The sequence below is a fragment of the Nonomuraea sp. NPDC026600 genome (assembly GCF_040638335.1).
Classification (GTDB): Bacteria; Actinomycetota; Actinomycetes; order Streptosporangiales; family Streptosporangiaceae; genus Nonomuraea.
This window is the reverse complement of record NZ_JBEZYD010000006.1, coordinates 491244-515589: the sequence shown is the minus strand read 5'-3', so window position 1 is coordinate 515589 and position 24346 is coordinate 491244. Positions and strand designations below refer to the sequence as shown.

The 24346-nt window shown below is 68.9% G+C and carries 32 protein-coding genes; 18 read left to right on the top strand and 14 right to left on the bottom strand.

The features are described 5' to 3' along the window. Positions 1-90: 90 nt before the first annotated feature. The 13 genes from AB0F17_RS18245 (at position 91) to AB0F17_RS18185 (ending at position 8144) form a co-directional block, all read left to right on the top strand. Positions 91-303, top strand: coding sequence for a hypothetical protein (locus AB0F17_RS18245; RefSeq protein ID WP_358023831.1), 213 nt, complete (start codon positions 91-93; stop codon positions 301-303). Between the two features lie 16 nt (positions 304-319). Next, positions 320-538, top strand: coding sequence for a hypothetical protein (locus tag AB0F17_RS18240; RefSeq protein WP_358023828.1), 219 nt, complete (start codon positions 320-322; stop codon positions 536-538). Positions 539-540: 2 nt separating this feature from the next. Beyond that, positions 541-1014: a hypothetical protein gene (locus tag AB0F17_RS18235; RefSeq protein WP_358023825.1), complete on the top strand. Its 474-nt coding sequence runs from the start codon at positions 541-543 to the stop codon at positions 1012-1014. A gap of 56 nt (positions 1015-1070) precedes the next feature. Then, positions 1071-1565, top strand: coding sequence for a hypothetical protein (locus tag AB0F17_RS18230; protein ID WP_358023822.1), 495 nt, complete (start codon positions 1071-1073; stop codon positions 1563-1565). Between the two features lie 4 nt (positions 1566-1569). After that, positions 1570-2277 (top strand): hypothetical protein, encoded by a 708-nt coding sequence (locus tag AB0F17_RS18225; RefSeq protein WP_358023819.1) that lies wholly within the window; start codon positions 1570-1572, stop codon positions 2275-2277. 13 nt (positions 2278-2290) lie between these two features. Beyond that, positions 2291-3370 (top strand): hypothetical protein, encoded by a 1080-nt coding sequence (locus AB0F17_RS18220; protein ID WP_358023816.1) that lies wholly within the window; start codon positions 2291-2293, stop codon positions 3368-3370. Positions 3371-3382: 12 nt separating this feature from the next. Next, positions 3383-5221 (top strand): hypothetical protein, encoded by a 1839-nt coding sequence (locus tag AB0F17_RS18215; RefSeq protein WP_358023812.1) that lies wholly within the window; start codon positions 3383-3385, stop codon positions 5219-5221. Further along, on the top strand, positions 5218-5628 hold the full coding sequence (locus tag AB0F17_RS18210) for a hypothetical protein (protein ID WP_358023810.1): 411 nt from the start codon (positions 5218-5220) through the stop codon (positions 5626-5628). Before AB0F17_RS18215 ends, AB0F17_RS18210 begins: the two co-directional genes overlap by 4 nt. Before the next feature lie 116 nt (positions 5629-5744). Beyond that, complete coding sequence (locus AB0F17_RS18205; protein WP_358023807.1) at positions 5745-6173, top strand: hypothetical protein; 429 nt, start codon at positions 5745-5747, stop codon at positions 6171-6173. Next, a complete protein-coding gene (locus AB0F17_RS18200) occupies positions 6170-6538 on the top strand; it encodes a DUF6779 domain-containing protein (RefSeq protein ID WP_358023804.1) in 369 nt (122 codons plus the stop codon). Before AB0F17_RS18205 ends, AB0F17_RS18200 begins: the two co-directional genes overlap by 4 nt. Then, positions 6538-7281, top strand: a complete 744-nt coding sequence (locus AB0F17_RS18195; RefSeq protein WP_358023801.1) for an N-acetylmuramoyl-L-alanine amidase — start codon at positions 6538-6540, stop codon at positions 7279-7281. Before AB0F17_RS18200 ends, AB0F17_RS18195 begins: the two co-directional genes overlap by 1 nt. 79 nt (positions 7282-7360) lie before the next feature. Continuing rightward, positions 7361-7813: a hypothetical protein gene (locus AB0F17_RS18190; protein WP_358023798.1), complete on the top strand. Its 453-nt coding sequence runs from the start codon at positions 7361-7363 to the stop codon at positions 7811-7813. A gap of 73 nt (positions 7814-7886) precedes the next feature. Continuing rightward, positions 7887-8144 (top strand): hypothetical protein, encoded by a 258-nt coding sequence (locus AB0F17_RS18185; protein ID WP_358023795.1) that lies wholly within the window; start codon positions 7887-7889, stop codon positions 8142-8144. Between the two features lie 424 nt (positions 8145-8568). Here the strand turns inward: AB0F17_RS18185 and AB0F17_RS18180 are convergent, their stop codons facing one another. From AB0F17_RS18180 to AB0F17_RS18150, 7 genes are all read right to left on the bottom strand, one after another. After that, a complete protein-coding gene (locus tag AB0F17_RS18180; protein ID WP_358023792.1) occupies positions 8569-10365 on the bottom strand; it encodes a hypothetical protein in 1797 nt (598 codons plus the stop codon). Further along, positions 10362-10520, bottom strand: coding sequence for a hypothetical protein (locus AB0F17_RS18175; RefSeq protein WP_358023789.1), 159 nt, complete (start codon positions 10518-10520; stop codon positions 10362-10364). Before AB0F17_RS18175 ends, AB0F17_RS18180 begins: the two co-directional genes overlap by 4 nt. Continuing rightward, positions 10517-11275, bottom strand: coding sequence for a DUF2637 domain-containing protein (locus tag AB0F17_RS18170; protein WP_358023786.1), 759 nt, complete (start codon positions 11273-11275; stop codon positions 10517-10519). Before AB0F17_RS18170 ends, AB0F17_RS18175 begins: the two co-directional genes overlap by 4 nt. Positions 11276-11652: 377 nt before the next feature. Next, positions 11653-11889 (bottom strand): hypothetical protein, encoded by a 237-nt coding sequence (locus AB0F17_RS18165; RefSeq protein WP_358023783.1) that lies wholly within the window; start codon positions 11887-11889, stop codon positions 11653-11655. Continuing rightward, a complete protein-coding gene (locus AB0F17_RS18160) occupies positions 11886-12092 on the bottom strand; it encodes a hypothetical protein (protein WP_358023780.1) in 207 nt (68 codons plus the stop codon). The genes AB0F17_RS18165 and AB0F17_RS18160 overlap by 4 nt, the downstream gene beginning before the upstream one ends. 53 nt (positions 12093-12145) lie before the next feature. Beyond that, positions 12146-12376, bottom strand: a complete 231-nt coding sequence (locus AB0F17_RS18155) for a hypothetical protein (protein WP_358023777.1) — start codon at positions 12374-12376, stop codon at positions 12146-12148. Continuing rightward, positions 12373-12666 carry a hypothetical protein gene (locus tag AB0F17_RS18150; protein ID WP_358023774.1) on the bottom strand — a complete coding sequence of 98 codons (294 nt, stop codon included), beginning with the start codon at positions 12664-12666 and terminating at the stop codon, positions 12373-12375. The genes AB0F17_RS18155 and AB0F17_RS18150 overlap by 4 nt, the downstream gene beginning before the upstream one ends. A gap of 106 nt (positions 12667-12772) precedes the next feature. Between AB0F17_RS18150 and AB0F17_RS18145 the strand changes: the two genes are divergently transcribed. Then, complete coding sequence (locus tag AB0F17_RS18145) at positions 12773-13201, top strand: GntR family transcriptional regulator (protein WP_358023771.1); 429 nt, start codon at positions 12773-12775, stop codon at positions 13199-13201. A gap of 162 nt (positions 13202-13363) precedes the next feature. Continuing rightward, positions 13364-13612: a winged helix-turn-helix domain-containing protein gene (locus AB0F17_RS18140; protein ID WP_358023768.1), complete on the top strand. Its 249-nt coding sequence runs from the start codon at positions 13364-13366 to the stop codon at positions 13610-13612. A gap of 153 nt (positions 13613-13765) precedes the next feature. Here AB0F17_RS18140 and AB0F17_RS18135 read toward each other — a convergent pair whose 3' ends face one another. Together AB0F17_RS18135 and AB0F17_RS18130 are read right to left on the bottom strand one after the other, a co-directional pair. After that, a complete protein-coding gene (locus AB0F17_RS18135) occupies positions 13766-14995 on the bottom strand; it encodes a class I SAM-dependent RNA methyltransferase (RefSeq protein WP_358023885.1) in 1230 nt (409 codons plus the stop codon). Between the two features lie 71 nt (positions 14996-15066). Then, positions 15067-17136: an APC family permease gene (locus AB0F17_RS18130; protein ID WP_358023765.1), complete on the bottom strand. Its 2070-nt coding sequence runs from the start codon at positions 17134-17136 to the stop codon at positions 15067-15069. Positions 17137-17239: 103 nt separating this feature from the next. Between AB0F17_RS18130 and AB0F17_RS18125 the strand changes: the two genes are divergently transcribed. After that, entirely contained in the window at positions 17240-17905 is a 666-nt protein-coding gene (locus AB0F17_RS18125; protein ID WP_358023762.1) for a TrkA family potassium uptake protein, read from the top strand. After that, positions 17905-18564 carry a TrkA family potassium uptake protein gene (locus tag AB0F17_RS18120; RefSeq protein WP_358023759.1) on the top strand — a complete coding sequence of 220 codons (660 nt, stop codon included), beginning with the start codon at positions 17905-17907 and terminating at the stop codon, positions 18562-18564. Before AB0F17_RS18125 ends, AB0F17_RS18120 begins: the two co-directional genes overlap by 1 nt. 4 nt (positions 18565-18568) lie before the next feature. On the opposite strand, the gene AB0F17_RS18115 is transcribed toward AB0F17_RS18120, so the two are convergent. The 5 genes from AB0F17_RS18115 to AB0F17_RS18095 all read right to left on the bottom strand — a co-directional run bounded on the left by AB0F17_RS18115 (position 18569) and on the right by AB0F17_RS18095 (position 22077). After that, positions 18569-19240 carry a DUF3159 domain-containing protein gene (locus tag AB0F17_RS18115; protein ID WP_358023756.1) on the bottom strand — a complete coding sequence of 224 codons (672 nt, stop codon included), beginning with the start codon at positions 19238-19240 and terminating at the stop codon, positions 18569-18571. 4 nt (positions 19241-19244) lie between these two features. Next, positions 19245-19631 (bottom strand): OB-fold nucleic acid binding domain-containing protein, encoded by a 387-nt coding sequence (locus AB0F17_RS18110; protein WP_358023753.1) that lies wholly within the window; start codon positions 19629-19631, stop codon positions 19245-19247. Between the two features lie 28 nt (positions 19632-19659). Then, the gene (locus AB0F17_RS18105) at positions 19660-20310 is read right to left on the bottom strand and encodes a DUF3710 domain-containing protein (protein WP_358023751.1); all 651 of its coding nucleotides are present in this window, start codon (positions 20308-20310) and stop codon (positions 19660-19662) included. A gap of 9 nt (positions 20311-20319) precedes the next feature. Then, positions 20320-20760, bottom strand: a complete 441-nt coding sequence (gene dut / locus AB0F17_RS18100; protein ID WP_358023748.1) for a dUTP diphosphatase — start codon at positions 20758-20760, stop codon at positions 20320-20322. Positions 20761-20937: 177 nt separating this feature from the next. Next, on the bottom strand, positions 20938-22077 hold the full coding sequence (locus tag AB0F17_RS18095) for an AI-2E family transporter (protein WP_358023745.1): 1140 nt from the start codon (positions 22075-22077) through the stop codon (positions 20938-20940). A 91-nt stretch (positions 22078-22168) separates the two neighbouring features. Between AB0F17_RS18095 and AB0F17_RS18090 the strand changes: the two genes are divergently transcribed. Further along, positions 22169-24346 (top strand): DUF6351 family protein, encoded by a 2178-nt coding sequence (locus AB0F17_RS18090; protein ID WP_358023742.1) that lies wholly within the window; start codon positions 22169-22171, stop codon positions 24344-24346.

Sequence of the window (24346 nt, the reverse complement as noted above, 5' to 3'; positions counted from 1 at the left end):
CGGCCCCACCTACTCGACGGCTGTCTCGCCCAGACCGGCCTGATAATCGAACACCCCTTGAACACATGACCGACCCTACGAATTCAGCCTGTGTACCTGTCTCCCGGCAAGTCGATCCTCGTCGACGAAAGCCGGATCGCCACACTTCCCGGCGTCGCCTACTCGGGCACGCCCACCCCGCCCGCAGCCAGCCCGGCGGCGGGCGGGGTGACGGTCAACATCGAGAACGCGACCGTCACACAGGAGTCGGACTTCGCCAAGTTGGGCGCCCAGTTCGGGTTCGAGTACATGGCCCACGCCTGAGCAGGAAGGAGACCTAATGCCTTGGGATCCGGCTTCGGGGATCACGTACGGCGAGTGGCTGCGACGTAAGGGGATCCAGGTTCGGCCAGCGGGCTGGACCTGGGCTACCCGTGACCAGGTGCTCGCGGACTCGCCGACCCGCAAGACGGTGCGCGATCAGGCCGGTAATGACGTGACTGAACGCACCGACGCGAGCGGATACCACCGCGACGTCCAGATCAACTTGAGGAGCTAGCGGTGGCCATCACTCGCGACCTGATGTTTGTGGACACCCAGGTCAAGGCGCTAACGAATACGATCGCCCTCAATCTGGGGGACGCCGGCGCGGGCGCGTTCAAGATCGCCTTGTTTCAGGATTCGATCACACCGGACGCCTCCCAGACCAACCCCGCCTACGGCAGCTCGCCGTTCGCCTCCGGCGAGGTCAGCGGCGCCGGCTACTCGGCGGGCGGCCTGGCGTTGACCAGCGTCGTATTCGAGGAGCTGTCGGGGTCGCCGGGCTGGATGCGGTGGGACTTCGCCAACCCCTCCTGGGCGTCCTCGACGATCACGGATGCGAAAGGCGCGCTGTTCTACGCGACCGGCCTCAGCAACAGGGCCGTGCTGTTCCGCAGCTTCGTCCAGACCTACTCCAGCCAGGACGGCACATTCAGCGTGAACGTCCACGCCGACGGCGCGTGCAAGCTCAACGTGGTCGGCCCGCTCCTCTAACCCCTGATCTTCGCCCCGCCCGTGTGCGGGGCATTCGCATGTCTGGAGCCTCTTCCATGACCTTGTACATCGCCTTCAACGCCGCGATGGCGACGACGGCCGCGCCCGTCCCGGTCACCACCGGCACCGCGATCAAAACCATGCTGCAGATCGCCACCCCCGCAACCAAGATGATCAAACCAGTCTGGTGGGGGATCTCGTTCTCCGGGTTCGCGGCCGCCGCGCCGATCGTGTGCGAGCTGGTCGAAACCAATGTCGCCGCCACCGTGACCGCGCACGTGGCGGCCGGAGTGCAGCCGTACGACGACCCGGGCGCGTTGGCGTCGTTGATGACGTTGGGCACCAGCGCGACGGGCTACACGGCCTCCGCCGAAGGCTCGATCACTGCGACGAGGCATGCCGACCTGAAGCAGGTGGCGCCGACCAGCCAGTACGACTACCTGTGGCCGTTGGGCCGGGAGTTCAAGGTCGGAGCCAGCAAGTTTTTGCGGGTGCGGGTGACGGCGGCTGCCGCGGTCAACGCCACCTGCTTCGTCGTCTGGGAGGAGTAGCGCCGTGGCGCTACTCGTCGACGCCTCAACGCCTGCGATCGTCACCGGGACCACGCCGAAAGCCACAGCGTCGTTCACGGCGCCTGCGGACAGCCTGCTGGTGGCGTTGTGCGCGTCCAACTCTGGCGGCGTCACCCACACCGTCACCAACTCCGGCACCGGGCTCACGTGGACGTCCCGGAGCAAGCACGGCTCCCCCGACTCGGGCGCTTTCGTCGCGGCTGTCGAGGTGTTCACCGCTCCCGCGCCGACGTCAGCGGCCCGCACAGTCACGCTGACCAGCAGTAACGGCGGCGATCCGCTCGCGCTCAAGGTGCTGGTCATTACCGGCGCCGACCTCGCCTCCCCGGTGGGGCAGGTCGGCGAGGGCCACTCGACCACCAGCAACCTGACGGCCGCCGTCTACACGTCCAGTGTCGCGGGCTCTCGCGCCGTCGGCATCGCGTCGGACTCGCTGCAGTCCGGCTCCCCGACCAGCAGCGACACCGGGTTCGCCTGGGACACGGTGAGCGAAATGAGCGGGATCGCCGTCCACAAGGCGGCCGACACCGCGACGGCCAGCACCGCGGTCACGCTCAACTTCAACGGCAGCGGCAGCCGCGAATGGAACTGGGTGGCGGTCGAGATCCTTCCAGCGGTTATCCCCTTCCAGGCCGCGCACCCGCTCACTCCCGGCATGTCCGCGCCGATCTTCCGCGGCGCCTACTACTGACCTGGGGGCGTGAATGGCACGTTTGGGCCGCAGCTTCCCGATCCGCCCACTCACCACCCGACAGCTGTACCGGCGCGACGCGGACATCAATCTGCCCACGTTCGCGCTCGGCTGGGAGTTCCCGACGCTGACGGTGACGTCCCCGTCGGTGTCCATCCCGCTGCCGAGTTTCGCGCTCGGTTGGGAGTTCCCGTCCCTGTCGCTGCCTGTCGGGCTGCCCACGTTCGCGCTCGGCTGGGAGTTCCCGCAGCTGACCGTGTTCGTCCCGGTCAATCCCGGCGACGACCTGGACGGGCCCGGCCAGCTCAGCCTCAACGGGTTCAAGATGGGCGGCGGCACCCCCTACCGGCTGGACGAGCTGGTCGGCGTCGACTTCGACATGCCGCCGATCGACAACGGCAACGTCAACAACCCGTCCAGCGACGGGGCGCAGTCGGGCCGCAAGCTGGCCCAGCCGCGCATCATCACCGTCAGCTTCAAGGTCCGCGCCCCAGCGGACCAGATGCGCGAGACGATGGAGGCGTTCCGCGACAACACGCCCCTCGCCGACTCCGACGAGGAACTCGACCTCGCCATCCAGGTTGTGGACCGCATCTACGTCACCCGCGGCGCAGTCACCCGCCGCTCCGCGCCGATCAACAAGCAGTACCGGATCGGCCTGGCCAAAGCCGTGCTACAAATCGAATGCTCCGACCCGCGCCTGTACTCGCGTGACCTGGGCAGCGCGCAGATCACGGACGGCGGCACGGTCGAGGTCACCAACGCGGGCAACCGCAAAACGCGGCCGCTGATACGCATCCCGGGCCCGGCCCACACGCCGCGCCTACAGGTGTTCCGGACACTCGCCGACGGGTCCGAAGACCTGCGGGTCATCCAGTTCAACACCACCATCGCCGACGGCGACACGCTCACCGTCGACATCGCGCACGGCACCGCCGAACTCGCCGGCGGCACCAGCGTCACCCGCTACCTGACCGGGAGCGTCGCCCTGCCGTCGTGGGTGCTCGGCCGGGGCGTGTCCTCAATCGCGTACGCGACGGCGGACGGTACCGCTCCGGATGTGGTCGTGCTGTGGCGCCACGCCTGGCTGTAGGAAGGGGGGCGCGTGGTCGCCTCGGTTCGTTCCATCGCCGCCACCCCGAACGCCTTCTTCGCCGAAGGCAGCGCCGCCCGCGGCGACGTACAGCCCGGCGACCTGATGCTGGCCTTCTTCAGCCAAGGCCGCGGCAGCCTCGCCAACATGAACATCTCCGGCGGCGCCCCGTGGGGGTCGCCGATCGCATCCGTCGTCGGGCCGACCGGAAGCCAGCCGTTCGCGGGCACGAAGATTCTCCGCAAATACGCGGGCGCTGACGAGCCGGAGGCTTACGAGGCCACGTTCGGCTCCGACAACCTCGGCGCCGTCATCACCATCCTCGCCATCAAGCAGGGCGACGCGTCTGCCATCCAGATCGTGTCCGCGGACGGGTCCGTCGCCCCGGCCGTCACGCCCGGGGCAGCGTCCGGGCTGGAGATCCGTTACGGCGCGGCGTCCTCGTTCGGGCCTCTCACCTGGGCCGACCTGCCCGGCTACGACGGCCTGGACATGCAGGCCGACAACTTCGCCTCCATCAGCATCGCGGTCCGGCCCTACCTGTCGACATCGCCGATGGCCGCCGTCGACCTCGACCCTTCCTCCGACTCTTTCCCGATGCACGCCTTCACCGTGCTGGTCCACTCGTCGGGATCGGGCGGCACCCCTCCGACACCGCCTACTTTCCCGGTGTCGACGCCGGGCCGCGGCGAAGGCCACATCCGGACCAGCGTCCACGACCTGCTGACCGGCGAGTACTTTGACGACATTTTCCCGTCCGGCCTGACGCTGTCCCGGCTGAACTCCCAGCCGGGTGCGTGGCGCGGCCGGCTCGACCTGGCTTCCCGCTCCGAGGCGAAGAAGATCGGCGAGATGTTCCCGCCCGACTACGGCGACATGACGGCTGGCCCCGGACGCCTGGTTGTGCACACCTACCGGTCTGGCGTGCTGTGGGGCATCCACTGGTTGCACACCACCGACGAAGGCCAAGACGCGAGAGGCAACCCCTACCTCGAGGTCAGCGGCAGCACTCTTGACGCCTACCCGTTGTATGTCGCCATCGAAGAGCAGCTCAGCCTGGGCGACGACCAGCTGCAGAACGCGAGAGACCTCATCACGCACATGCAGGCAACCCCGGCATCGAACATCGGGTTGGGCTTGCAGGCGGGCAGCTCGGGCGTGATCCGGCTCTTGGAGGTCGTGCCAGGCCCGAACGTGTTCTACGGCAACACCTTGCAGGACTATGCCAAGGCGTCCGACGGATTCGAGTTCGTCGTCAACCCGCGCATCATCGACGGCGGCATCATCCGCAGCTTGGAGTTCGGCGCCCCCAAGCTGGTCGGGTCGGGCGTGCACACGTTTTTTCAGGGTGATGACGGCGGCACCATCACCTCGTGGCGCATCACCCGCTCCGCCCTCGCTGGCGCCACCCGCTGGGGCGCGTACGGCGGCACACCGCAGCAGGAGGACGCCACCCAAGGCGCGGTCCCGGTGAAGGGGGCGCTCGTCACCACCCCGCACGTCGCCGCAGGCTATCCGCTGATCGACAAGCGGCCCACTCACCCCGGCGCCAGCACCGACCAGACGGTGGTCGACCGGTTCGTCGAATACTGGGCGAACCGCGCGGCCGGGGCTCCGCCTGTCTTCAGCTTCGAGGTGACGATCGGCTCAGAATCCACGCTCGGCCCCAACAGCATCGGCGACCAGGTGCGCGCCGTGCTCGACAACCCGCGCTATCCGATCCGGGCCGACGGCTCCGCGTCGTTCGACAAGAGCCAGCGCCTCATCGGGTGGGAGCTGACTCCCGCCGATCGGGGCGCGGGCGGCAAGGACAAGTTGAGGCTGATCACGGAGACGGGGATCGAAGAGTGAGCATCTACGACCCGGTCGGCTCGACCGACGTGCGCATCGTCAAAGAGCTGGAGGCGCGCATCGCCGCCCTGGAGACTCTGGTGCGTACGGTGACCGGTGCCCCGGTCACCAAGGCGAGCGGGCCTCTGTTCGTGCCGAATGCGTCCACGCCGGCCACACCGTCCGGCGGCATCCGGATCTATGCCGTGGGCGGCACGTTCCGGGTCATCCAGTCGGACGGCACCGTCAAGGAGATCTCCGAGTTCACCCCGGCCGCCAACATCGTCGTGCCTGGGATCAGCGCGCCGAACGCGCCCTCCAGCTACAGCCAGTCGCAGGCGCAGGCGATCTCAGACGGCCTGGCCACCACCTACAACAGCCACCTCGCGCTCGTACTCAGCCTGCGCGCGGCCGGGATCCTCGTCTGACCGGGCCGGAACACCTCCTGATCGTGGCTGCCCGCGGGGCTTGGATGCGGGCCTAAGGGAGCGCGGGCGGCCACCCCTTCTCCAAGCCCGCGACAACCATGTATGGAGGTAGCCGCGTGCGAGCGCTGAAACGCACCGCCCACCAACTCTGGAGCCCGGTCAGCCGGCGCGTGGGCCACCGGGGGACAGCCTTGCTGTTCTTCGCTCTGGTGGATCTCGTGTACTCGGCCAGCCTGGCATCGGCGCCTCCCGAAACGCTCGCGTCGCCGTCGTACGTGTTCCTCGCCCAGCTGCTGCCCATCCCAGCGTGGGCTGTTGTGTGGCTCGTCGTAGGGATGCTCTGCCTGGTGCAGGCGTTCATGAGGACGGACCGGCTGGCATTCGCGTGCGCGTCCGCGTTGAAGGTCGGCTGGGGGCTGATCTATCTGGTCGGCTGGATCGTCGTCGATCTGCCGCGCGGCTACGTGGCCGCGGCTATCTGGCTCGGTTTCGCCGGGTTCGTGCACGTCATTTCTCAATGGCCAGAACCTGGAGGTGACCGGTGACCGACCCGTCCGTGCTGGTAGCGATCGTGGCAGGGATCGCCGCGATCATCGGGGCGTTCTTCTCCTACCGGGCCTCGACGCGGGCGACATCGATCGAGTCGAGCAAGGTGGATGCGGCGGCGTTCGAACGCGCGAAGAGCATCTACGAGGGGTCGCTGCGGGAGCTGGAACGCCAGCTGGAGCGCATGCGGGAGCAGTTCGATCGGGTCAACCAGCAGCTGGCCACGGAGCAGGACACCTCCAGCGCGCTGCGAAGCCAGCTACGGACGTTGCGGAGCCACGTGGAAGAGCTGGAGCGGACCGTCAACGACCTGCGGCTGCAGCTGACGTTGGCCGGGATCAAGCAAAGCACGGAGGGAACCTGATGCCGTATCTGACTCAGCTCGCCACGGTGGCCAGACGTACCGGCTACCCGGTCGTCGAGGTGGCCGGGTGGAAGACGCGCGGGCACGGCCCGCAGCCCGCCGTGCGTGGCATCGTCGCTCATCACACTGCTGGGCGTGACGACATGCACGTGGTGAGGGATGGCCGCCCCGGATTGGATGGGCCGCTCTCCCATGTCTGGCTCCAGCACACCGGCCGGATCTATGTGGTGGCGGCCGGGAAGTGCTGGCACAACTACCCGTCCACCTCGGCGAACCACGACAACAGCCACGCGCTCGGCATCGAGGCGGAGAACGACGGCCACGAGCCGTGGCCGGCCGCCCAGCTCGACGCCTACCGCAAGCTGTGCGCCGAACTCTGCCGGGCGTTCGGACTGACCCCCAGCCGCGTGAAGGGCCACAAAGAGGTGCAGCCGGGCAAGCCGGACCCGCACGGCGTCGACATGGACCGGTTCCGGGCCGACGTCGCCGAACTGCTGCTCACCGAGCATGACGGGCCGCCCGCCTGGCTGCGCCCTCTCAAGTACGTGTCCGGCCGGCCGCTGATGATGGGCCAGGACGTGCGCACCTGGCAGGCCGCCCTCAACACGAAGCTCGACGCCAAGCTGGCCGTCGACGGCGCCTTCGGCTCGAAGACGGCCGCCGGGACGCGCACCTTCCAGCGCCGCGAGGGCCTGGCCGTCGACGGCATCGTAGGCCCGGCCACGTGGGCCGCTGCCTGGTAGGCCGCCCACTCCCCCTCATCGTCCCAGGCCCGTGTGCCTGGGCTTTTTCATGTCCCCGAGCAAGGAGCTCGATCTCCCAATGGTCAAAAAGTTCGCTGCCCTCATCACCGCCGTCGTCTTCGGCGTGCTCGCTCTCGGCGCTGTCGCCACCGCGTCGGCCGTCACGGCGCCTGTGAAGGCGTACGGCATCTGCATCGCGAAGACCGGCGCGGTCCGCGTCCTGGAGGCCAAGGCGCTCTCGAAGAGCCGGTACGGCAAGTGCAAGACCGGCGAGCAGCGCGTCCTGGTGCCGTCCGTCGACGGCGTGCCGAAGGCCATCAACGGCAAGTCGGCGTACGAGCTGTGGGTCGCCCAGCCCGGCAACGCGGGCAAGACCGTGGCTGACTTCCTGGCCTCGCTGAAGGGCGCCGACGGCAAGGACACGTCGCTACCTGCCAAGGTCCAGTTCAAGTTCGACGGCGTCACCGCGGTGTGCACGAAGGGCGCCGACACCGCAGCCGGGATCCCGGCCTACGACTGCGTCAAGCCGTAGTCGACACCACCAGCTTGATCGCCCCGGCGCCATCCCGGCCCGGGGCATCCGCATCTCCTGGAAGGGGAGAAGCATGCACGGAGAGCCCGTCACCTACCCCAAGCCGAAGGTCGAGGCGAAGGTGAAGGCCGGCACGGCAGGCGCCTACCTCGGACTGCTCGCCCTCCTGGCGCCGCTGCAGGCGATCCAGGCGAACTTGGACTTGATCGCGTTCCTGCCCGACTGGCTGGAGACCTTGGCCATCCCGCTCGTGCCCGGCCTCATCGTCTACGTGGCCGGGTATGTCACCAAGCACGAGCCGCGGCCTGATCTGCCAGTCGGCCAGCGGTAGCGGAAACACCGGCTGCAGGCGTACCGTGGCCTCGAGCCTCGGGACGTAAGAGCCCCCCGTTCCTCCTTCGGGAGGGGCGGGGGGCTCTTCGTCGTGTCTACCGGCGTAACTCGCCCTTGCCGCCGCAGCGTCGGCATGTGCCGTACGCCCGTCGGTTGATCCACGAAGTTCGTTTACCTGATCCCTTACAGGCGCGGCAGTACTTCTTCGGGTGCCGCGACCGGTCCCACCATAGATAGATCACCACAAGCGTGACGATGACGAGCGTGAGCTCCATGGGTGCGTCCTTCCAGAGCCCTCCAAGGGCCCGGCAAAGCCTGAAATCGGGGGGGTGGCCGAGGGGGTCTACCGGCCCTACCGCGCACGTCAGCGCGGGCAGAGGCGAGGTAGACCCCGTCCGGCGGGTAGAGGCCGGGTAGACCCTCTACGCGGGGGTGAACAGCGCTTCCAGGTCGGCGCGGCGGTAGCCGTTCCTGTTGACGCCGCCGATCTTCACGTCGCCCGGCTGGACGCCGTGCGGCTTCAACACCCGGGCGATCCGGGCCGCCGTCCAGCCGGGGCCGAGCGCGTCCACGAGCTCGGCGGTGTGCATCCGGTCGGCCTCGCCCATCGCGGCCAGGATGTCCTCGACCGGGTCGGCCGCCGTCTCCTGCTCGGCAGGCGGGAGCGTCCCGGCCGCGCGCCGCAGCTCGTACGCCGCGGCGGCCACCTCCTGGAGGTCGGTGCCAGCGTCGTCGAGGAAGTAGGAGCGGACCTTCACCGGGTCGCTCCCGTCGGCGTCGAGGATGCCGACGCCGCGGTGAGAGCGCGGGATGTCGGACGCGTTGTATCCGGCGCCGGCCGCGCCCTGGCCGAGCACTGCGTTGGAGGCGGTGGTGTCGGGGCAGCGCATCGCCCAGCGCAGCGAGCACACGCCCTTGAGCGGGCCGGGGATGGCGTCGGTGGTCATCCGCTGCGTGGCCAGAACGAGCAGCACCCCGGCGGCCGGGCCGCGGGAGGCGATGTCGACCATCACCTCGACGATCTCCTCCCCCTGCGGCGAGGTGACGTAGTACCGGGTTTCGTCGACCACGGTCAGTTCGACGTCGACGCCGAACTGGCGGCACAGCTCAGGGGTGAGCTTCGTCGACCCGCCTGCGTCGTCGAGCATGTCGAACACGCGCTCCATCTGGTCCTGCATGCGCCGCAGGTGGGCGAGCAGCGCGGGCGCGTTCCTCTTGATCGCCGTGTGCGCGATCTTCCGCCACGGCCTGTGATCTCCCGCGCCCTTCCCGTCGAACAGGTGAATCTTCGGGGTGACGGCGAGCGCGGCCGTGCCGATGATGCCGTTGACCGCTGCTGATTTCCCGGCGCGCGGCTCCCCGGCGACGAGGAGGGAAGCGTCGACCAGGCGCAGCCGCTCGGGCCGGCCGCGCCCGTTCACCCCGGCCGGGACACCCTTCCAGAAGTCCATGGGTTCGGTACGGCCGAGCAGCGGCGACGCGTACACCTTCAGGAACGGGTCGGCCTTGGCGACGAACACGGCCAACCTGCCCGCGTGCTCGGGCAGCAGCTCGAACACGACCTGCGTCTCCCCCACGCCGAGCGCCGACGCGAAGTCGGCTTCCTTGCCGAGGCAATGCCGGGCGCGCTGCCCGCCGGGCAGCTGCAGGATGGTCGACCAGCCGCCCTCCTCCGTCAGCACCGGCGAGGCGAGCTTCATGCCCTCCGCCCGGCCGAGCTTGGCGTCGATCGCCGCACGGACGACGACGTTCTCTTGAGGGGTGCCGCCCTTCCTGCCGGGAAACTTGAACGGGACCGGCCGGGCGACGATCCGCTTGCGCACCTCGACGGCCGTGCCCAGCGTGACGAGCGCCCCGAGCGACAGAAGCGGCGCCGAGGTGCTCCACAGTGCGGTGGCGGCGGCGGTCGACGTGAAGTAGCCAGCCCCGACCATCCATGCGGTCCGCCGACGCCGGGTGCGCACCGCCTCGCGGAACACGTGGTCGTCGGTGGCGGCATAGTCGTCGGCCCGGATCCACCGCCATGCGATCGACGCCAGGCGGGTGGTGCCTGAGATGGGTGCGGTGCTCGACCGGTAGACGAATTTCACGGTGCGGCGCCCGTACTTGCCCTGCCGTACCCGGTGGACGGCTTGGCGTACCCGGGCGCCGCGGCGGGGCTTGCGCCAGAAGTCGGCCGAGGTCTGCGGACGCTGGAAGGTGTCGGCGGGCTCCGTCATGACCACCGCCGCTTCTTTACCTGCTCGTCGGACTGCTGGCGCTGCTTAACCTCGGCCGGGTCGAACGGACTGCGCGTCTTGCCCTTGGCGGTGCGCCGCAGGAGGTCGGCCCACTGCTCGTCACTGATCCAGCCTGACTTGCGCTTGCCGCTCACGGAGCCACCGCTGTACCGGTCGTGGACGACCCGTTGAGAGACGGCACGGCAGCCCCGGCGGGCACCAGCTGCGGAACGGTCGGCACTGCGGGTCCGGACAGGTCCCGTTCCACCTCGGCGATGATCTCCTCGGCCTCGCGCTGCTCCAATCCCCACCGGTTCGCGAGGGGCCTCCGGCCGATGCGCTTGTTGCCGGGCTGGAGGCTCTCCTCGAAGGTGAGGCGTGCCGCCTCGTACCGGTCCACCGGCAGAACGGTCACGACCTGTACCACTTCGACGGGCACCTCGATGGGCTGGCACACGTGCTGTTCGGCGACCACCTCGGCGACCCGCTGGACGGTCTTGCGGCTGGTGCGGACGATCCACATCAGCAGTTCGTACGCGCCGACGAACGCGACCGGCGCGAGGGCGCTGAGCAGCCGCGATCCGGTGCCGCCGTCCCAGCCGTTGGCCACGTTCGCGACCAGCGTGACCGCGCCGCCGCCTCCCAATGCGACCTTGGCCAGGAGCGGCACAGGCATGCCGCGGCGCGAGCAGTAGACCATGACGAGCGACGCCATCACGATCACACCGTCGGACATGGCCGGGTAGAGGACGGCCATGTCCCGGTGCTCGCCGAGCGCGATGGAGAGGGCGAAGAAGTGGTGGTACGAGACGTAGCCGGCGGCGGCTGCGACGCCGAGCAGGATGATGACGGCGAAGCCGCGGATGACGTGGTCGCCAAGCCGGGGTGTGCCGGTGTCCGGAGGTGTCACGGCGGGCGGTACAGGGCGCCGGCGGAGGAGGCGGAGCGGGCCGGCGATTGCCCGCCGGATCCGACAACGTCGCGGCTTCGGCCGGTCTTCGGGGTTCACTGGCGCGCTGGCTGGCGCGGCCATATCGTGCTGCATGGTTCGGACTCCAAGTTGAGTTGGTGTCTGAGCTGGCACGAAGCCCACCCGGTTGGCGCCGGGTGGGTCTTCGTGTTTACGGGGCTTGGTTGAGGGTCTCCGCCCCACCCCTCCAAGAGCCGGCGGAGACCCTCGCCTCCCGGGGTGCTCCGTCGTAGTGACGTACGACGGGCGCCCCGAGAGGAGTCGTTGGGCCCGGCCGCCACGGAGAGGTTGAGGGGCTCGCGTGGCGACCGGGCTGTCTAAGGGCGGTGCTCCTGCGTCGCGATGAGATGTAGCGCCACAAGGTCGTCGAACACCTGCCTGGCGCGGCCGGTCGAACCTCTGGCCGTCTCCACGATCGGCGTCGCATCCAACAGGAGTGTTACGACGTACGCGCCGCCCTCCTGGAGCAGCTGGTACTGGTTGCAGCACGACGCCTCGACCACCCGGGTTCGGTTCCCGGACGGGATGTAAGGCGTCCACTCGTGGTTAGTCATTGGGGGGTTCGCCACATCTTGAGCTGGATCCCGAAGGCAACAGCCATCACCCCCCAGCAGGAAGGGTTGTCCGCGTACTTGCCTGGGAAGTTGAGCATCTCCACCAGCACATCAAGCGCGACGCGCTCTACCTCGTTGGCGGGGTGAAAGCCGCTCGTGGATTCCTGCTGCCCAGCGTTGTAAATGTAGAAGAGGCCATCCACGCCCTTATGCAGCTTGTAGGCGCGTGGTGGGGGTGGCGGCCTCCTCGGGTACGTCACGACACCACCCCGCGGATGTTGGTCTCCCGCATCGCCTGGTGCAGCAGCCCCGCGTTTCGATCGGCGAGCGGCTGCCGCTCGCGATCCCACGTTCGGTGTCGGGCCAGCCAGGCGCGGTCCTGCCGCCGCCACACCACCCAGGTGGGGAAGGCGCGCATCAGTAGGTCGCACATGTTGACGGCGTGAGCGGGGTCGTCGTAGTAGGCGGCCGTCTCTTCCTGGTTCACGGTCGACCTAGCCCCAGAAGACCGTAATGCCGCACGCCTTGCACTTCTTGGTGGCGGTCGCGGGGTCGGTGACGATGGGCCCCAGGTGGCCGCTTGGGGGGGCAGGGCTTGAGCGCTGTCTGCCACGTGTATGCGATGGCGAGCCCGGTGCCCACGATCAGTGCCTGCCTGCCGTTCGCTGCGGTGCGCACGTGGCCGGAGCCCAGGTGGGTGACGAGGAGCGTGCCGTCGCCGATCTTCACGATGTCGCAGTCGGGGACGTACAGAGCCGGTTCGGGAGCGTTGGCCATACCGCGAAGCTAGCACATGTACGTACAGGCAAACAGACTGTATAAGTGGCTATACGCATAGACGAACAAGATCACAATATGTCTGTCTGTCTATACCCTCACCTCTGTGGAGATCAATGTGCGCTCGCACGTGCCCGTCTACATCCAGCTCGCCACCGGGCTGCGCAAAATGATCAGCACTGGCGAACTGACAGCCGGACACGTCTTCCCCGGCGAACACCAGATGGCCCAGGACTACGGCGTCGGCCGCGAAGCCGTACGTAAAGCCCTCGGCGTCCTCCGACAGGAGGGCCTCGTAGCGACCAAGCGCGGCGAAGCCTCGACCGTGCGCGCTCAGCCCGAACGCCGCCGCATCGAGTTGGAGCCGGGCGTGCTCGCCTGGTTCCGACAGAGCACACCCGACGAGCGGATCGACCTCGGTATCGACGAGGGCGTCGGCCTGGTGGTACTGGAGCGGGAAGGCGAGCCGGCGCAGCTGCTGCCGGCCGACGAGGTCGTCCTGACCGCGAAGGGGAGCAAGGCTCGCCAGAGCTGAAATGGCAGTGCCCGACCGCCGCGGCGAGGGCTAATTCGCGGACGGCGGCCAGGCAGCCACGACGGTAACATCCGCAGGTCATCCCGGTCTATAGGTACCTATGAGCCCGCGTGCGCACTCTTGCGTACGGAGGCATGCGCGTGAGCCCCTACGCTGCCGTTCATGATCAATTGGCGGGACGACCTTCCTCGGTGGGAGCAAATCGTCAGGGTCGTCAAGCGGCGCATCGACTCGAAGGAGTGGCCGCCCGGCCGAATGATCACGGAGCGCGGGATTATCGAGGAGTTCGGCGTCGCGAAGATCACCGCGAGGAAGGCGATTGCGGGACTCCGGGAGCGCGGTTTGATCTATACACGGCCGAACCTTGGGTCGTTCGTGGGGCCTGAGCCGCCGGACGACGAGGATGCCTGATCCGTCGGGATGACCACGCCCCGTCACCGGTTTCGGTGGCGGGGCGTTTCATGATCGTGCGCCGCTGGTGCGTCATGATCTTGAGATATACAGAGACACCCCGAGACACCTAGAGACGCATTCTGTTGTCTTTCTGCTGGTCAGGCTAACGCTCTACTTCCTGGCCAGCAGTGCCACGCACTCCACATGGTGGGTCATCGGAAATGCGTCAAAAGCCCGCATATCCACCAGCTCATAGCCGTCATCGCCCAGCCAGGACAGGTCGCGGGCCAGTGTCGCCGGGTCGCACGAGACGTACACGATCCGCGACGCCTCCAGCGCGGCGACCCGGTGGACCACCTCGAGCCCGAGCCCCGACCGGGGCGGGTCGACGACGACGATGTCGGCGCGCTCGATCTGGAACCGGTCCAGCGCCTCCTCCACCCGTCCCCGCTCCACCCGGGCCTGCGGCAGGTCGCGGAGGTTGGCGCGGGCGTCGCGGACGGCGGCCGCCTCCGACTCCAGGCCGAACACCGCGCCCTCGGCCCCCACGCCCTCCGCCAGGCCGGCGGCGAACAGGCCGACCCCGCAGTAGAGGTCCAGGGCCCACTCTCCGGGCTCCGGCGCGGCGTAGGACAGGACGGCGTCGAGCAGGGTCTCGGCGGCGCCCGGATGCACCTGCCAGAAGCCGCTGCCCGCCACCCTGAACTCCCGGTCGCCCACCTGCTCGTGCAGCACCCCGGAGCCCTTGCGCGGCACGGTGTGGCCCTTGCCCTGGTCGAGCAGGATCGAGGCGGACGCGTCGAGGTCCGGGACGGTCACGCTGCGCCTGGGCCGCGGCTTGACCACCACGGCCCGGTCGCCGGCCGAGGAGGCGATCACCTCGACGACGGACGCGCCGCGCCACTCGCGCTGCTCGGCGCCGACGGCCTCCACCTCCGGGTGCGCGATCAGGCAGGCGTCGACCACCTCGATGTCGTGCGAGCGGTGCTTGCGGAAACCGAGCTCGCCGTCGGGCCGGGCGGCGAACTGGACGCGGGTGCGCCAGCCGAGCCCGTCCTTGGCGCCCGGCACCTCCTCGACCACGACCGCACGCTCGATGCCGGCCAGCCTGCTGAGCTGCTCGGCGACCACGGCGGCCTTGAGGCCGCGCTGTGCCTCCAGAGTGGCGTGCTGCCAGTCGCAGCCGCCGCAGCGGCCGGGGCCGGCGAAGGGGCAGGGCGGGACCACGCGGTCGGGTGACGGGTCGAGCACCTGCACGGCGTCGGCCCGGAGGAAGCGGGTGGTCTCCTCGGTGACCTCGGCGATGACCCGCTCGCCTGGCAGCGCGTGTCGGACGAAGACCACGCGCCCTTCATGGCGCGCCACGCACCAGCCGCCATGGGCGACCGGACCTACCGTCAGCTCGAGAGATGCCTGTTCCACACGGACACCCTATGCCCTGACCGACCCTGCCACTTTCCGGACTTAGCCTGCTACAGGGAGTGGTCGCTCGCCTTGATCTCGTCCTTCGCCTTGATGTCCTTCTTGACGACCTGGGGTCCCGCCCGGCGCGAGGCGCCCGGCGCGAGCGGCTCGGGCCGGCCCTTGAGCCGGTCGGCGGAGTGGAGCTGCCACGGCACGCTCGTCACCATCACGCCCGGCTTGAACAGCAGCCGCGCCTTCAGCCGCAGCGCGCTCTGGTTGTGCAGCAGGTGTTCCCACCAGTGCCCGACCACGTACTCGGGGATGAACACGGTCACCACGTCGCGCGGTGAGCGGCGGCGCAGGGTCTTGACGTAGTCCAGGATCGGCTGGGTGATCTCCCGGTACGGGGAGTCGAGCATCTTCAGCGGCACCGGGATGCCCAGGCGCTCCCACTCGTCCTGGAGGTGCCGGGCTTCGGCGCCCTCGACGCCGACGGTGATCGCCTCCAGCGTGGACGGCCTGGTGGCGCGGGCGTAGGCGAGGGCACGCATCGTCGGCTTGTGAATCTTGGAGACGAGCACGATCGCGTGGTTGCGCGACGGCAGCATCGACTCGTCGAACTCCTCGGTGATCTCCAGCTCGACCGCCACGTTGTCGTAGTGGCGCCGGATGGCCTTCATCATGAGGAACAGGACCGGCATCGCGAAGCACACGATCCAGGCGCCGACCAGAAACTTGGTCAGCAGCACGACGACCAGCACCAGCCCGGTCATGATGCCGCCGAAGAAGTTGATCACCCGCGAGCGGTGCATCTGGTGCCGGATCCTGGGGTCGGTCTCGGTCTTGAGATGGCGGGTCCAGTGGATGACCATGCCGATCTGGCTGAGCGTGAAGGAGACGAACACGCCGACGATGTAGAGGTTCAGCAGCCGGCTGACGTCGGCGTTGAACCCCCACAGCAGCAGGCACGCGCCCAGCGCCAGGATGACGATGCCGTTGGAGAAGGCCAGCCGGTCGCCGCGGGTGTGCAACTGGCGGGGCAGGTAGCGGTCCTGGGCCAGGATCGAGCCGAGCACCGGGAAGCCGTTGAAGGCGGTGTTGGCGGCCAGGAACAGGATGAGCGCGGTGACCGCCGAGATGATCACGAACGGCAGCGAGCCGCCGCCGAAGACCGCGTCGGCCACCTGCGCGATGATCGGCTGCTGGTAGTAGCCGGGGCCGACCGGCGACCCGTCCGGCAGGTGCAGGTCGTGGGCCACCACCGACGGCTCGGCCACCTTCACGCCCGAGGCCAGGCCCAGCGCGATGATGCCGCCGAACATGGTGATCGACACCAGGCCCATCATGAGCAGCGTGGTGGCGGCGTTCTTGCTCTTGGGCTTGCGGAAGGCGGGCACGCCGTTGCTGATGGCCTCGACACCGGTCAGCGCCGCGCAGCCGGAGGAGAAGGCGCGCAGGATCAGGAAGGCGGCGGCGAAGCTGGTCAGGTTCGCCTGCTCGGCGTCGATCGTGAACCCGGCGCTGGGCGCCCGCAGGTCGTCGCCGAGCACCAGCAGCCGGAAGCCGCCCCAGGCGATCAGCCCCAGCACCGCGAGCATGAACGCGTACGTCGGGACGGCGAAGGCCGCCCCCGACTCGCGCAGGCCGCGCAGGTTGACGACGGTGAGCAGGATCACGATGACGATGGCGACGGCCGGCTTGTGCTCGCCGACGAACGGGATCGTGGCGCCCACGTAGTCGACGCCGTTGGCGACCGACACGGCCACGGTCAGCACGTAGTCGACCATGAGCGCGCTGGCCACCGTCAGCCCGGCGTTCTTGCCCAGGTTGGTGGTGGCCACCTCGTAGTCGCCGCCGCCGCTGGGGTAGGCGTGCACGTTCTGCCGGTACGAGGCCACGACCGTGAGCATCACGACCACGACGGCGATCGCGACCCATGGACTGTAGGAGTAGAACGACACACCCGCCAGCGACAGGATGACCAGAATCTCCTGCGGCGCGTAGGCCACGGAGGACAGGGCGTCGCTGGCGAAGATCGGCAGGGCTATGCGTTTGGGCAGCAGTTGCTCGTGAAGCTGGCCACTTCTGAGCGCCCGCCCCACAAGCACGCGTTTGACAAGATCCGTTACCTTCGCCACGTAACGAAATGCTAGTCCCCCGTGCCAGGGGCGCCGACGCGGCGCTCCCCTATCGGGCCATACTGGTGTCGAGCAACCGGTCGACCGCGAGGTGCGGGGGAGTATGCATATAGTGATCATGGGCTGTGGCCGGGTCGGTTCGACTCTGGCTCACATCCTCGAGGACAACGGCCATACGGTCGCGATCATCGATCGCGATCCGCAGGCCTTTCGCCGGCTGCGTGCCGGTTTTCGCGGGCGGCGGGTGACCGGCGTCGGATTCGACCGTGACGTGCTCACCGAGGCGGGCATCGAGTCCGCGGCCGCGTACGTGGCGGTCTCCAGCGGCGACAACTCCAACATCATCTCCGCGCGCGCGGCGCGCGAGACGTTCGGCGTCGACAACGTGGTGGCCCGCATCTACGACCCGCGGCGGGCCGAGGTCTACCAGCGGCTGGGCATTCCCACGGTGGCGACCGTGCGGTGGACCGCCGACCAGATCCTGCGCCGCATCCTGCCGGAGGGCGCCGAGCCGCTCTGGCGCGACCCCACCGGCACCGTGATCCTGGCGGAGGTCGCCACGCATCCCGGCTGGATCGGCACCCGGGTCGTCGATCTGGAGGCACGGGCCAGGACCCGCGCCGCCTACCTCAACCGCATGGGCGAGGCCCTGGTCATCGCCGATGACACCGTGATCCAGGAAGGCGACGTGCTGCACGTCGTCGCCGCCGAGAACGACATGGAGCGGATCAACAAGGTGCTCGCCTTGGCACCGGAAGAGGACCACTGATGCGCGTCGCCATCGCCGGAGCGGGGGCCGTGGGCCGGTCCATCGCGTCCGAGCTGCTGGAGAACGGCCACGAGGTCCTCCTGATCGACATCGACCCCCGGGCCATCAAGATCGACAGCGTGCCGCGGGCGGAGTGGCTGCTGGCCGACGCCTGCGAGATCGCCTCGCTCGACGAGGCGGGTCTCAGCAACTGCCACGTCGTCGTCGCCTCCTCCGGCGACGACAAGGTCAACCTCGTGGTGTCGCTGCTGGCCAAGACCGAGTACGGCGTGCCGCGCGTGGTGGCCCGGATCAACCACCCCAACAACGAGTGGCTGTTCAACGAGTCGTGGGGCGTGGACGTGGCGGTCTCGACACCCCGCCTGCTGAGCGCGCTGGTCGAGGAGGCGGTGAGCGTCGGCGACCTGGTGCGGCTGATGACGTTCCGCCAGGGGCAGGCCAACCTGGTCGAGCTCACCCTGGCCGAAGACGCGCCCGTGGTGGGCCAGCGGGCCGGCTCGGTGCCGTGGCCGAACGACTCGGCACTGGTCGCGATCCTGCGCGAGGGCCGGGTGCTGGTGCCGACCAACGACGACCCGCTGGAGGCGGGCGACGAGCTGTTGTTCGTCGCCAGCCAGGAGGTGGAGCAGGAGCTGGCGCACCTGCTCTCACAGCACTGAGGGGCTAGGCGGGGGCGACCGGCGACTTGATCGGCGTTCGTCCCCTGCCGAGCAGCCACAGCATCGCGCCGAGCGCGGCCACCTGGAGCGGCCAGCCCATCACGATCTTCGCGAAGCCGAGGGCGGCCACGGCCTGGTCGCCGCCGCCGAACAGCCAAACGGGCAGCTGCACGGCCACCCTGACCACGCACGGGATCAGCAGCATCCAGGTCAGCTTGGTGCAGAGCCGGACGATGCCCGGATCCTTGCGCCAGGCCGTGGGGTCGCCGGTGACCGAGCCGATCAGGAATCCGACCACGGGCCAGCGGGTGACGATCGACAGCAGCATCGCCACCGTGTAGCCGGCGTTCCACAGGATGCCGGGCAGGAAATAGTCCTTCGCGTCGCCGGTGCGGCTGGCGAAGAACGCGCCGATGGCGATGCCGATCAGGCTGTTGATCACGAACTGCGGCGTGGACCGCTGCGCGATCCTGGCCAGCAGCAGCACGACCGCCAGCGAGACGCTGACGATGAGCGAGATCTTCAGATCTTCGGTGAAGATCCATGACAGCGTGAACGCGATGGTCGGCACCGCCGCCTCGATGATCCCACGCACTCCGCCGAACGCCTTGGCGAGCTGGGCTCGCACCGCCGCTTCGACGGTGTCGTGGGTGACCTCTTCCGCCTCAGCACTCACCTGATCAACTCCCTGGGCGCAGCTCGTAGCGAGGATTGAACATCACCTTGCGCCCGTCCTGCATGCTGACCAGGCCCTCTGCCTTGACGGTGCGCCCGGGCTCGATGCCCGCGATCTTGCGGCGGCCGAGCCATACCAGGTCGATCACGTCTGACCCGTCGTAGAGCTCGGCCTCGAGGGCGGGTGCGCCGCCCCTGGGCCGCAGTGTCACGGTACGTAGCGTACCGGCTACGCAGAAGCGACGCCGCCCGCCACACGAGGCGATGGGGGTAGCGCCGACCTCGTCGACGTCTTCCCGTAGTTCCTGGGCTTCGATCTCGGACTGGGTGGAGGCCAGCCGACTGAAGAACCCGCGCAATCCCCCGCGTTTCGGAGGTTCTGCCGTACTCATGATGACTCAGCCTACGTGATAGGAACGGTCAGCGAATCTCGCTGATCTCGGGTCCTCGTTTGAACGGGTTGAGCCCCTGGCTCTCGTCCGTTTCCGTGCCCTGCTCGTTGGGACGGCGCAGCGTGATCGCCTCTTCCCGGGCCATCGGCTCGGTGCCCCGTACTACCACGGCATCCCGGATGAAGTCGAGGAAAACGTTCGCCACGTTCTCGTCGAGCGCGGCCCGGCCACTGATCATCGCCAGCAGGAACCAGCGCGGACCGTCGATGCCGATGTAGCGGGCCTTGCGGGTGGTGTTGCCCTCGCCGACGATGTCGCCGAGCAGCTCGGGACCGAACGGCCCCTCCCGCCCGGTGAGGTCCTTGGCGCCCGACAGGATCTTGGCCCGGACCTCGTCCCACAGACCCATGGTCTTGGGCGCGGCCAGTGCCTGGAGCTGCAGCGAGCTCTCCTCGTACAGCACGACGACACCGACGTTCTGGTCACCCACCGAGGCCAGCCGCAGGTCGAAGTCGGGGTTGTGCGGCAGGCGCAACCCGCCGAGATCGATCCTGTCGGTGTCGGGGTGGGGCTCGTCGGCGTCCCATGGGCCGGATTCGCGCATGGGGGCGGCGGAGGCCTTCTGCTCTGCCGCCTGATCCGGCTGCTCACGACGGCGACGTCGGAACACTGTGCTCACTCTCCCTGGTTAACGTCCTGTTGATCCGAAACCGCCGGTGCCGCGGGCCGAGCCGGGCAGCAGCTCCACCTCGGTGAACGCCGCCCGCTCGACGCGCTGGACGACCAGCTGGGCCACCCGGTCTCCGCGGCTCAGGCGGAAGGGCTCCTTGGCATCGGTGTTGATCACGGTCACCCTGATCTCGCCGCGATAGCCGGCGTCGACCGTGCCTGGCGCGTTGACCAGCGTGACGCCGTGCTTGGCGGCCAGGCCCGAGCGAGGGTGCACGAACGCGGCGTAGCCGTCGGGCAGCGCGATCGCGAGGCCCGTCCCGACCACGGCCCGCTCGCCGGGCAGCAGCTCGACATCCTCGGCCGCGTGAAGGTCGGCGCCCGCGTCGCCCGGATGGGCGTAGGACGGCACCGGCAGCTCGTCGTCGAGTCGCTGGATGAGGACCTGTACGTCGGTCAAGGGTTCACCTCACGGTCGTGGTGCTCGGCGGCGATGCGCCCCCTCAGCCTCAAGGTACGCCCTTCCGCCCGTACTCCCGTCGCACGGGACAGGAGGGTGGAGTGTCGGGCCACCAGGAAAAGGGAGAAGACACCCGAACTCGGGCGTCCCTCGGTGAGGTGGTCACGGGTGACGAGATTACTCGGTGTCAGGCGGACTATCGTCCTTGTCCGCCGAGCCCGGGGGCGGGGAGCCGGGTGGCCGGGCAGGGGCCGGCGGCAGGGCGGCCGGTTTGTGCACCAGCTCGGGCAGCGCCCGGTAGATCACCGCCGCCACGGGCACGGCCACCGCCGCTCCCGCGATGCCGGCCAGGATGCCGCCGACGGCCAGCACGAGGATGATGGCCAGCGGGTGGAAGTTGAGCGCCCGGCCGACGATGAGCGGCTGGAGCACGTGGTTCTCCAACTGCTGCTCGATGATCAGGATGCCGATGAAGATCAGCGCGTAGACCGGCCCCTTGGCGCCCAGCGTGACCAGGGTGGCGATCGTACCCGCGAAGAAGATGCCGACGATCGGGATGAAGCTGGCGAAGAAGATCAGCACCGCCAGCGGCGCCCAGAGCGGCACGCCCATGCCGGCCAGCACGATGCCCATGATCACGCCGTGCACGGCGGCGACCGCGACGGTGCCCTGCACGTAGTGGGAGAGCGTGGTCCAGGCGGCCCGGCCCGCCCGGTCGACCCGCGGCGACATCGAGCCGAACCCCCGCAGGAACCACGACCAGATCCGGTCACCGTCCTTGAGCAGGAAGAACGTGACGAACAGCAGCAGCACGAGGGACGCGAGCACCTCGAAGGCGACGGCGCCGGCGGTCAGGACCGTGCTCGTGATGGCCGTGCGCTGGGCGTTGACCATCGTCGCGATCTCGTCGACGTAGCTGGTGATCTGCGCCTCTTTGAGGTGCAGCGGGCCGGTGATCAGCCAGTTCTGTACGTCGCGGGCGGTGGACTGGACCTGTTCGACCAGGTTGGGGAACTCCTCGGTGGCCCGCGCGCCGACCAGCCATCCGGTGCCGGCGAGCACCGCGAGCGCCACCAGCATGGTGATCCAGGTGGCGTAGATGGGGCGCATGCCCGCCTCGCGCAGGCTCCTGGCCAGCGGGAACAGCAGCGCGGTCAGCAGCAGGGCGATGGCGACGGGCAGGGCCACGAAGCTGAGCCGCGCGATGCCCTGGACGAAGAAGTAGACGACCACGCCGACGAGGATCAGGCACAGGCACCAGGCGGCCATTCTGGCCAGCACGGGTGGCACGAGCTTGGTTGGGCGGTCAGTCAGCACGTGTTCAAGACTGGCACGTGAGCGGAATGGATGCGCGTGGATAAAAGATCGGGTCTGGGCAACGGCATGATCACATGCAACCGTCATGCACATGAAGACCGTCGCGCTGGTTAAGGTGAGTGCTATCACCGCCGTGATCGCATGTCTCGTCGCGGCCCCCGTGCCCGCCCTGGCCTCGCGCGGCGAACCCGCGCTCGACGTGCTGTCCAGCCGCGCCGACCGGGTCAGCGGCGGTGACGCCCTGATCCGGGTACAGGTGAGCCAGGGCATGCGGCTCAAGGTGCTGCGCAACGGCGAGGACGTCACCGCGGCCTTCAAACCGGATCCCGGCGGCGAGTCGTTCAGCGGCCTGGTGACCGGGCTGATCGACGGCGACAACACGATCAAGGCGCTGGCCGGGCCGTTCAAGGAGACGCTGAAGTTACGCAACCACCCGATCTCGGGACCGATCTTCTCCGGGTCGCACCAGTACCCGTTCCTGTGCAAGACCGAGCGGAGCGGGCTCGGCCCGCCGGTCGCCGACAACCAGGACGGCCAGGGCATGCGCACCACGGGCGGGTGGAGCAGGGACTGCTTCGCGCCGGTGCTGAAGGAGCGGCTCTACCGCTCGGCGGACGGCACGTTCAAGACGATGCCCGCCGAACGTCCCGCGGACATGTCGACCACCACCACGATCGACGGCCGGACGGTGGACTTCGTGGTACGCCGCGAGCGCGGCGTGATCAACCGCTTCCTCTACTCCATCGCGATGCTGGAGGACGGCTACAACGGCCGGGCGGTCTACCGCTTCGACGGCGGCGTGGGGATCGGCCACGACCAGGGCACGCTCGGCGGCAGCGCGCTCGACGTGTACGGGCTGGGCAAGGGCTACGCGATCCTGCACTCGTCGGGCACCCGCACCTCGACGCACTACAACCTGATCCTGGGCGGCGAGACGGCGCTGATGGTGAAGGAGCGGTTCATCGAGCAGTACGGTGTGCCGCTCTACACGGTCGGCCTGGGCGCCTCGGGCGGCGCCCTCCAGCAGTACATCTACGGGCAGAACTACGGCACCGAGGTGATCGACGCGGCGATCCCGCAGTACTCCTATCCCGACATGGTCACCCAGACCATCCACGTCGGCGACTGCGAGCTGCTCGAACGGTACATGGACCACAACCCGCGCTGGGCGTCCTGGGACTCGCGGACCGCGCTGATCGGGATGAACGCCAGTGACACCGTGGACAACCCCTACACCGGTAAGCCGGGCTCCGACGAGTGCGTCAAGGGCTGGCGCGGGCTCACCCCGCTGACCATGAACCCGCTCTTCAGCTCCGGCAACGATCCCGAGTGGGCCAAGATGGACCCGCCCGGCGTCAAGGACACGGTCCAGTGGACGCACTGGGACGACCTGCGCGAGGTCTACGGCGTCGCCCCCGACGGCTACGCCCGCTCCACCTGGGACAACGTCGGCGTCCAGTACGGTTTGAGGTCGCTGGTGAAGGGCCTGATCACGCCCGCGGAGTTCCTCGACGTCAACGCGCGCGCCGGCTCCTGGAAGGAGTCGAAGGACATGGTGCGGGAGGGCTGCCCGTTCACCCCCTCCCTCTGCCAGGATCCGGCCCAGTTCGACCCGTGGAGCGCCCGCAACCAGCAGACGGGGGACCCGGCGCCGCGGCGTACCGGCGACCCGATCGCGATCAAGAACGTGGAGCGCAGCGGGCTGGTGTTCAAGGGCGACATCGCCATCCCGGTCATCGACTGGCGCCACTACCTCGAAGACCAGCTCGACATGCACGACGCGCACCAGTCGTTCGCCTCGCGGCAGCGGATGCTGAACTACGACGGCAACGCCGACAACCAGGTCATCTGGTTCACCGACGCCCGCCCCGACGGGCCGGCCTTCGACCAGACGCCCGAGGCGCTGCGGGTGATGGACCAGTGGATGGCCAACCTGCGCGCCCGCCCGTGGCGCGGGGTGGCGGGCAACAAGCCCGCCTCGGCCGTGGACCGCTGCTTCACCACCACCGGGGCGCAGATCGCCGCCGGGCCGCACGTGTGGGACGGCATCCTGGACCACCACGCCGCCGGCGCCTGCACCACGCGCTTCCCGTTGTACTCCACCTCCCGCGTCGTGGCGGGCGGCCCGCTGGAGGGCGGCGTGTACAAGTGCCGCCTGCAGCCGGTGTCCAGGGCCGTCGCACGCGGCCTGTACGGCTCATGGCGCCCCTCCCCCGAGGAGCGGGCCCGCCTTGAGGCGATCTTCCCCTCGGGGGTGTGCGACTACTAG

What these genes read in the sequence shown, in the direction of transcription:
- AB0F17_RS18195 (WP_358023801.1), top strand. Translation starts at nt 6,538, where the DNA reads ATGCCGTATCTGACTCAGCTCGCCACGGTGGCCAGACGTACCGGCTAC.
- AB0F17_RS18185 (WP_358023795.1), top strand. Translation starts at nt 7,887, where the DNA reads ATGCACGGAGAGCCCGTCACCTACCCCAAGCCGAAGGTCGAGGCGAAG.
- AB0F17_RS18190 (WP_358023798.1), top strand. Translation starts at nt 7,361, where the DNA reads ATGGTCAAAAAGTTCGCTGCCCTCATCACCGCCGTCGTCTTCGGCGTG.
- AB0F17_RS18220 (WP_358023816.1), top strand. Translation starts at nt 2,291, where the DNA reads ATGGCACGTTTGGGCCGCAGCTTCCCGATCCGCCCACTCACCACCCGA.
- AB0F17_RS18150 (WP_358023774.1), bottom strand. Translation starts at nt 12,666, where the DNA reads ATGGCCAACGCTCCCGAACCGGCTCTGTACGTCCCCGACTGCGACATC.
- AB0F17_RS18165 (WP_358023783.1), bottom strand. Translation starts at nt 11,889, where the DNA reads ATGACTAACCACGAGTGGACGCCTTACATCCCGTCCGGGAACCGAACC.
- AB0F17_RS18120 (WP_358023759.1), top strand. Translation starts at nt 17,905, where the DNA reads ATGCGCGTCGCCATCGCCGGAGCGGGGGCCGTGGGCCGGTCCATCGCG.
- AB0F17_RS18140 (WP_358023768.1), top strand. Translation starts at nt 13,364, where the DNA reads ATGATCAATTGGCGGGACGACCTTCCTCGGTGGGAGCAAATCGTCAGG.
- AB0F17_RS18110 (WP_358023753.1), bottom strand. Translation starts at nt 19,631, where the DNA reads ATGAGTACGGCAGAACCTCCGAAACGCGGGGGATTGCGCGGGTTCTTC.
- AB0F17_RS18240 (WP_358023828.1), top strand. Translation starts at nt 320, where the DNA reads ATGCCTTGGGATCCGGCTTCGGGGATCACGTACGGCGAGTGGCTGCGA.
- AB0F17_RS18230 (WP_358023822.1), top strand. Translation starts at nt 1,071, where the DNA reads ATGACCTTGTACATCGCCTTCAACGCCGCGATGGCGACGACGGCCGCG.
- AB0F17_RS18180 (WP_358023792.1), bottom strand. Translation starts at nt 10,365, where the DNA reads ATGACGGAGCCCGCCGACACCTTCCAGCGTCCGCAGACCTCGGCCGAC.
- AB0F17_RS18090 (WP_358023742.1), top strand. Translation starts at nt 22,169, where the DNA reads ATGAAGACCGTCGCGCTGGTTAAGGTGAGTGCTATCACCGCCGTGATC.
- AB0F17_RS18125 (WP_358023762.1), top strand. Translation starts at nt 17,240, where the DNA reads ATGCATATAGTGATCATGGGCTGTGGCCGGGTCGGTTCGACTCTGGCT.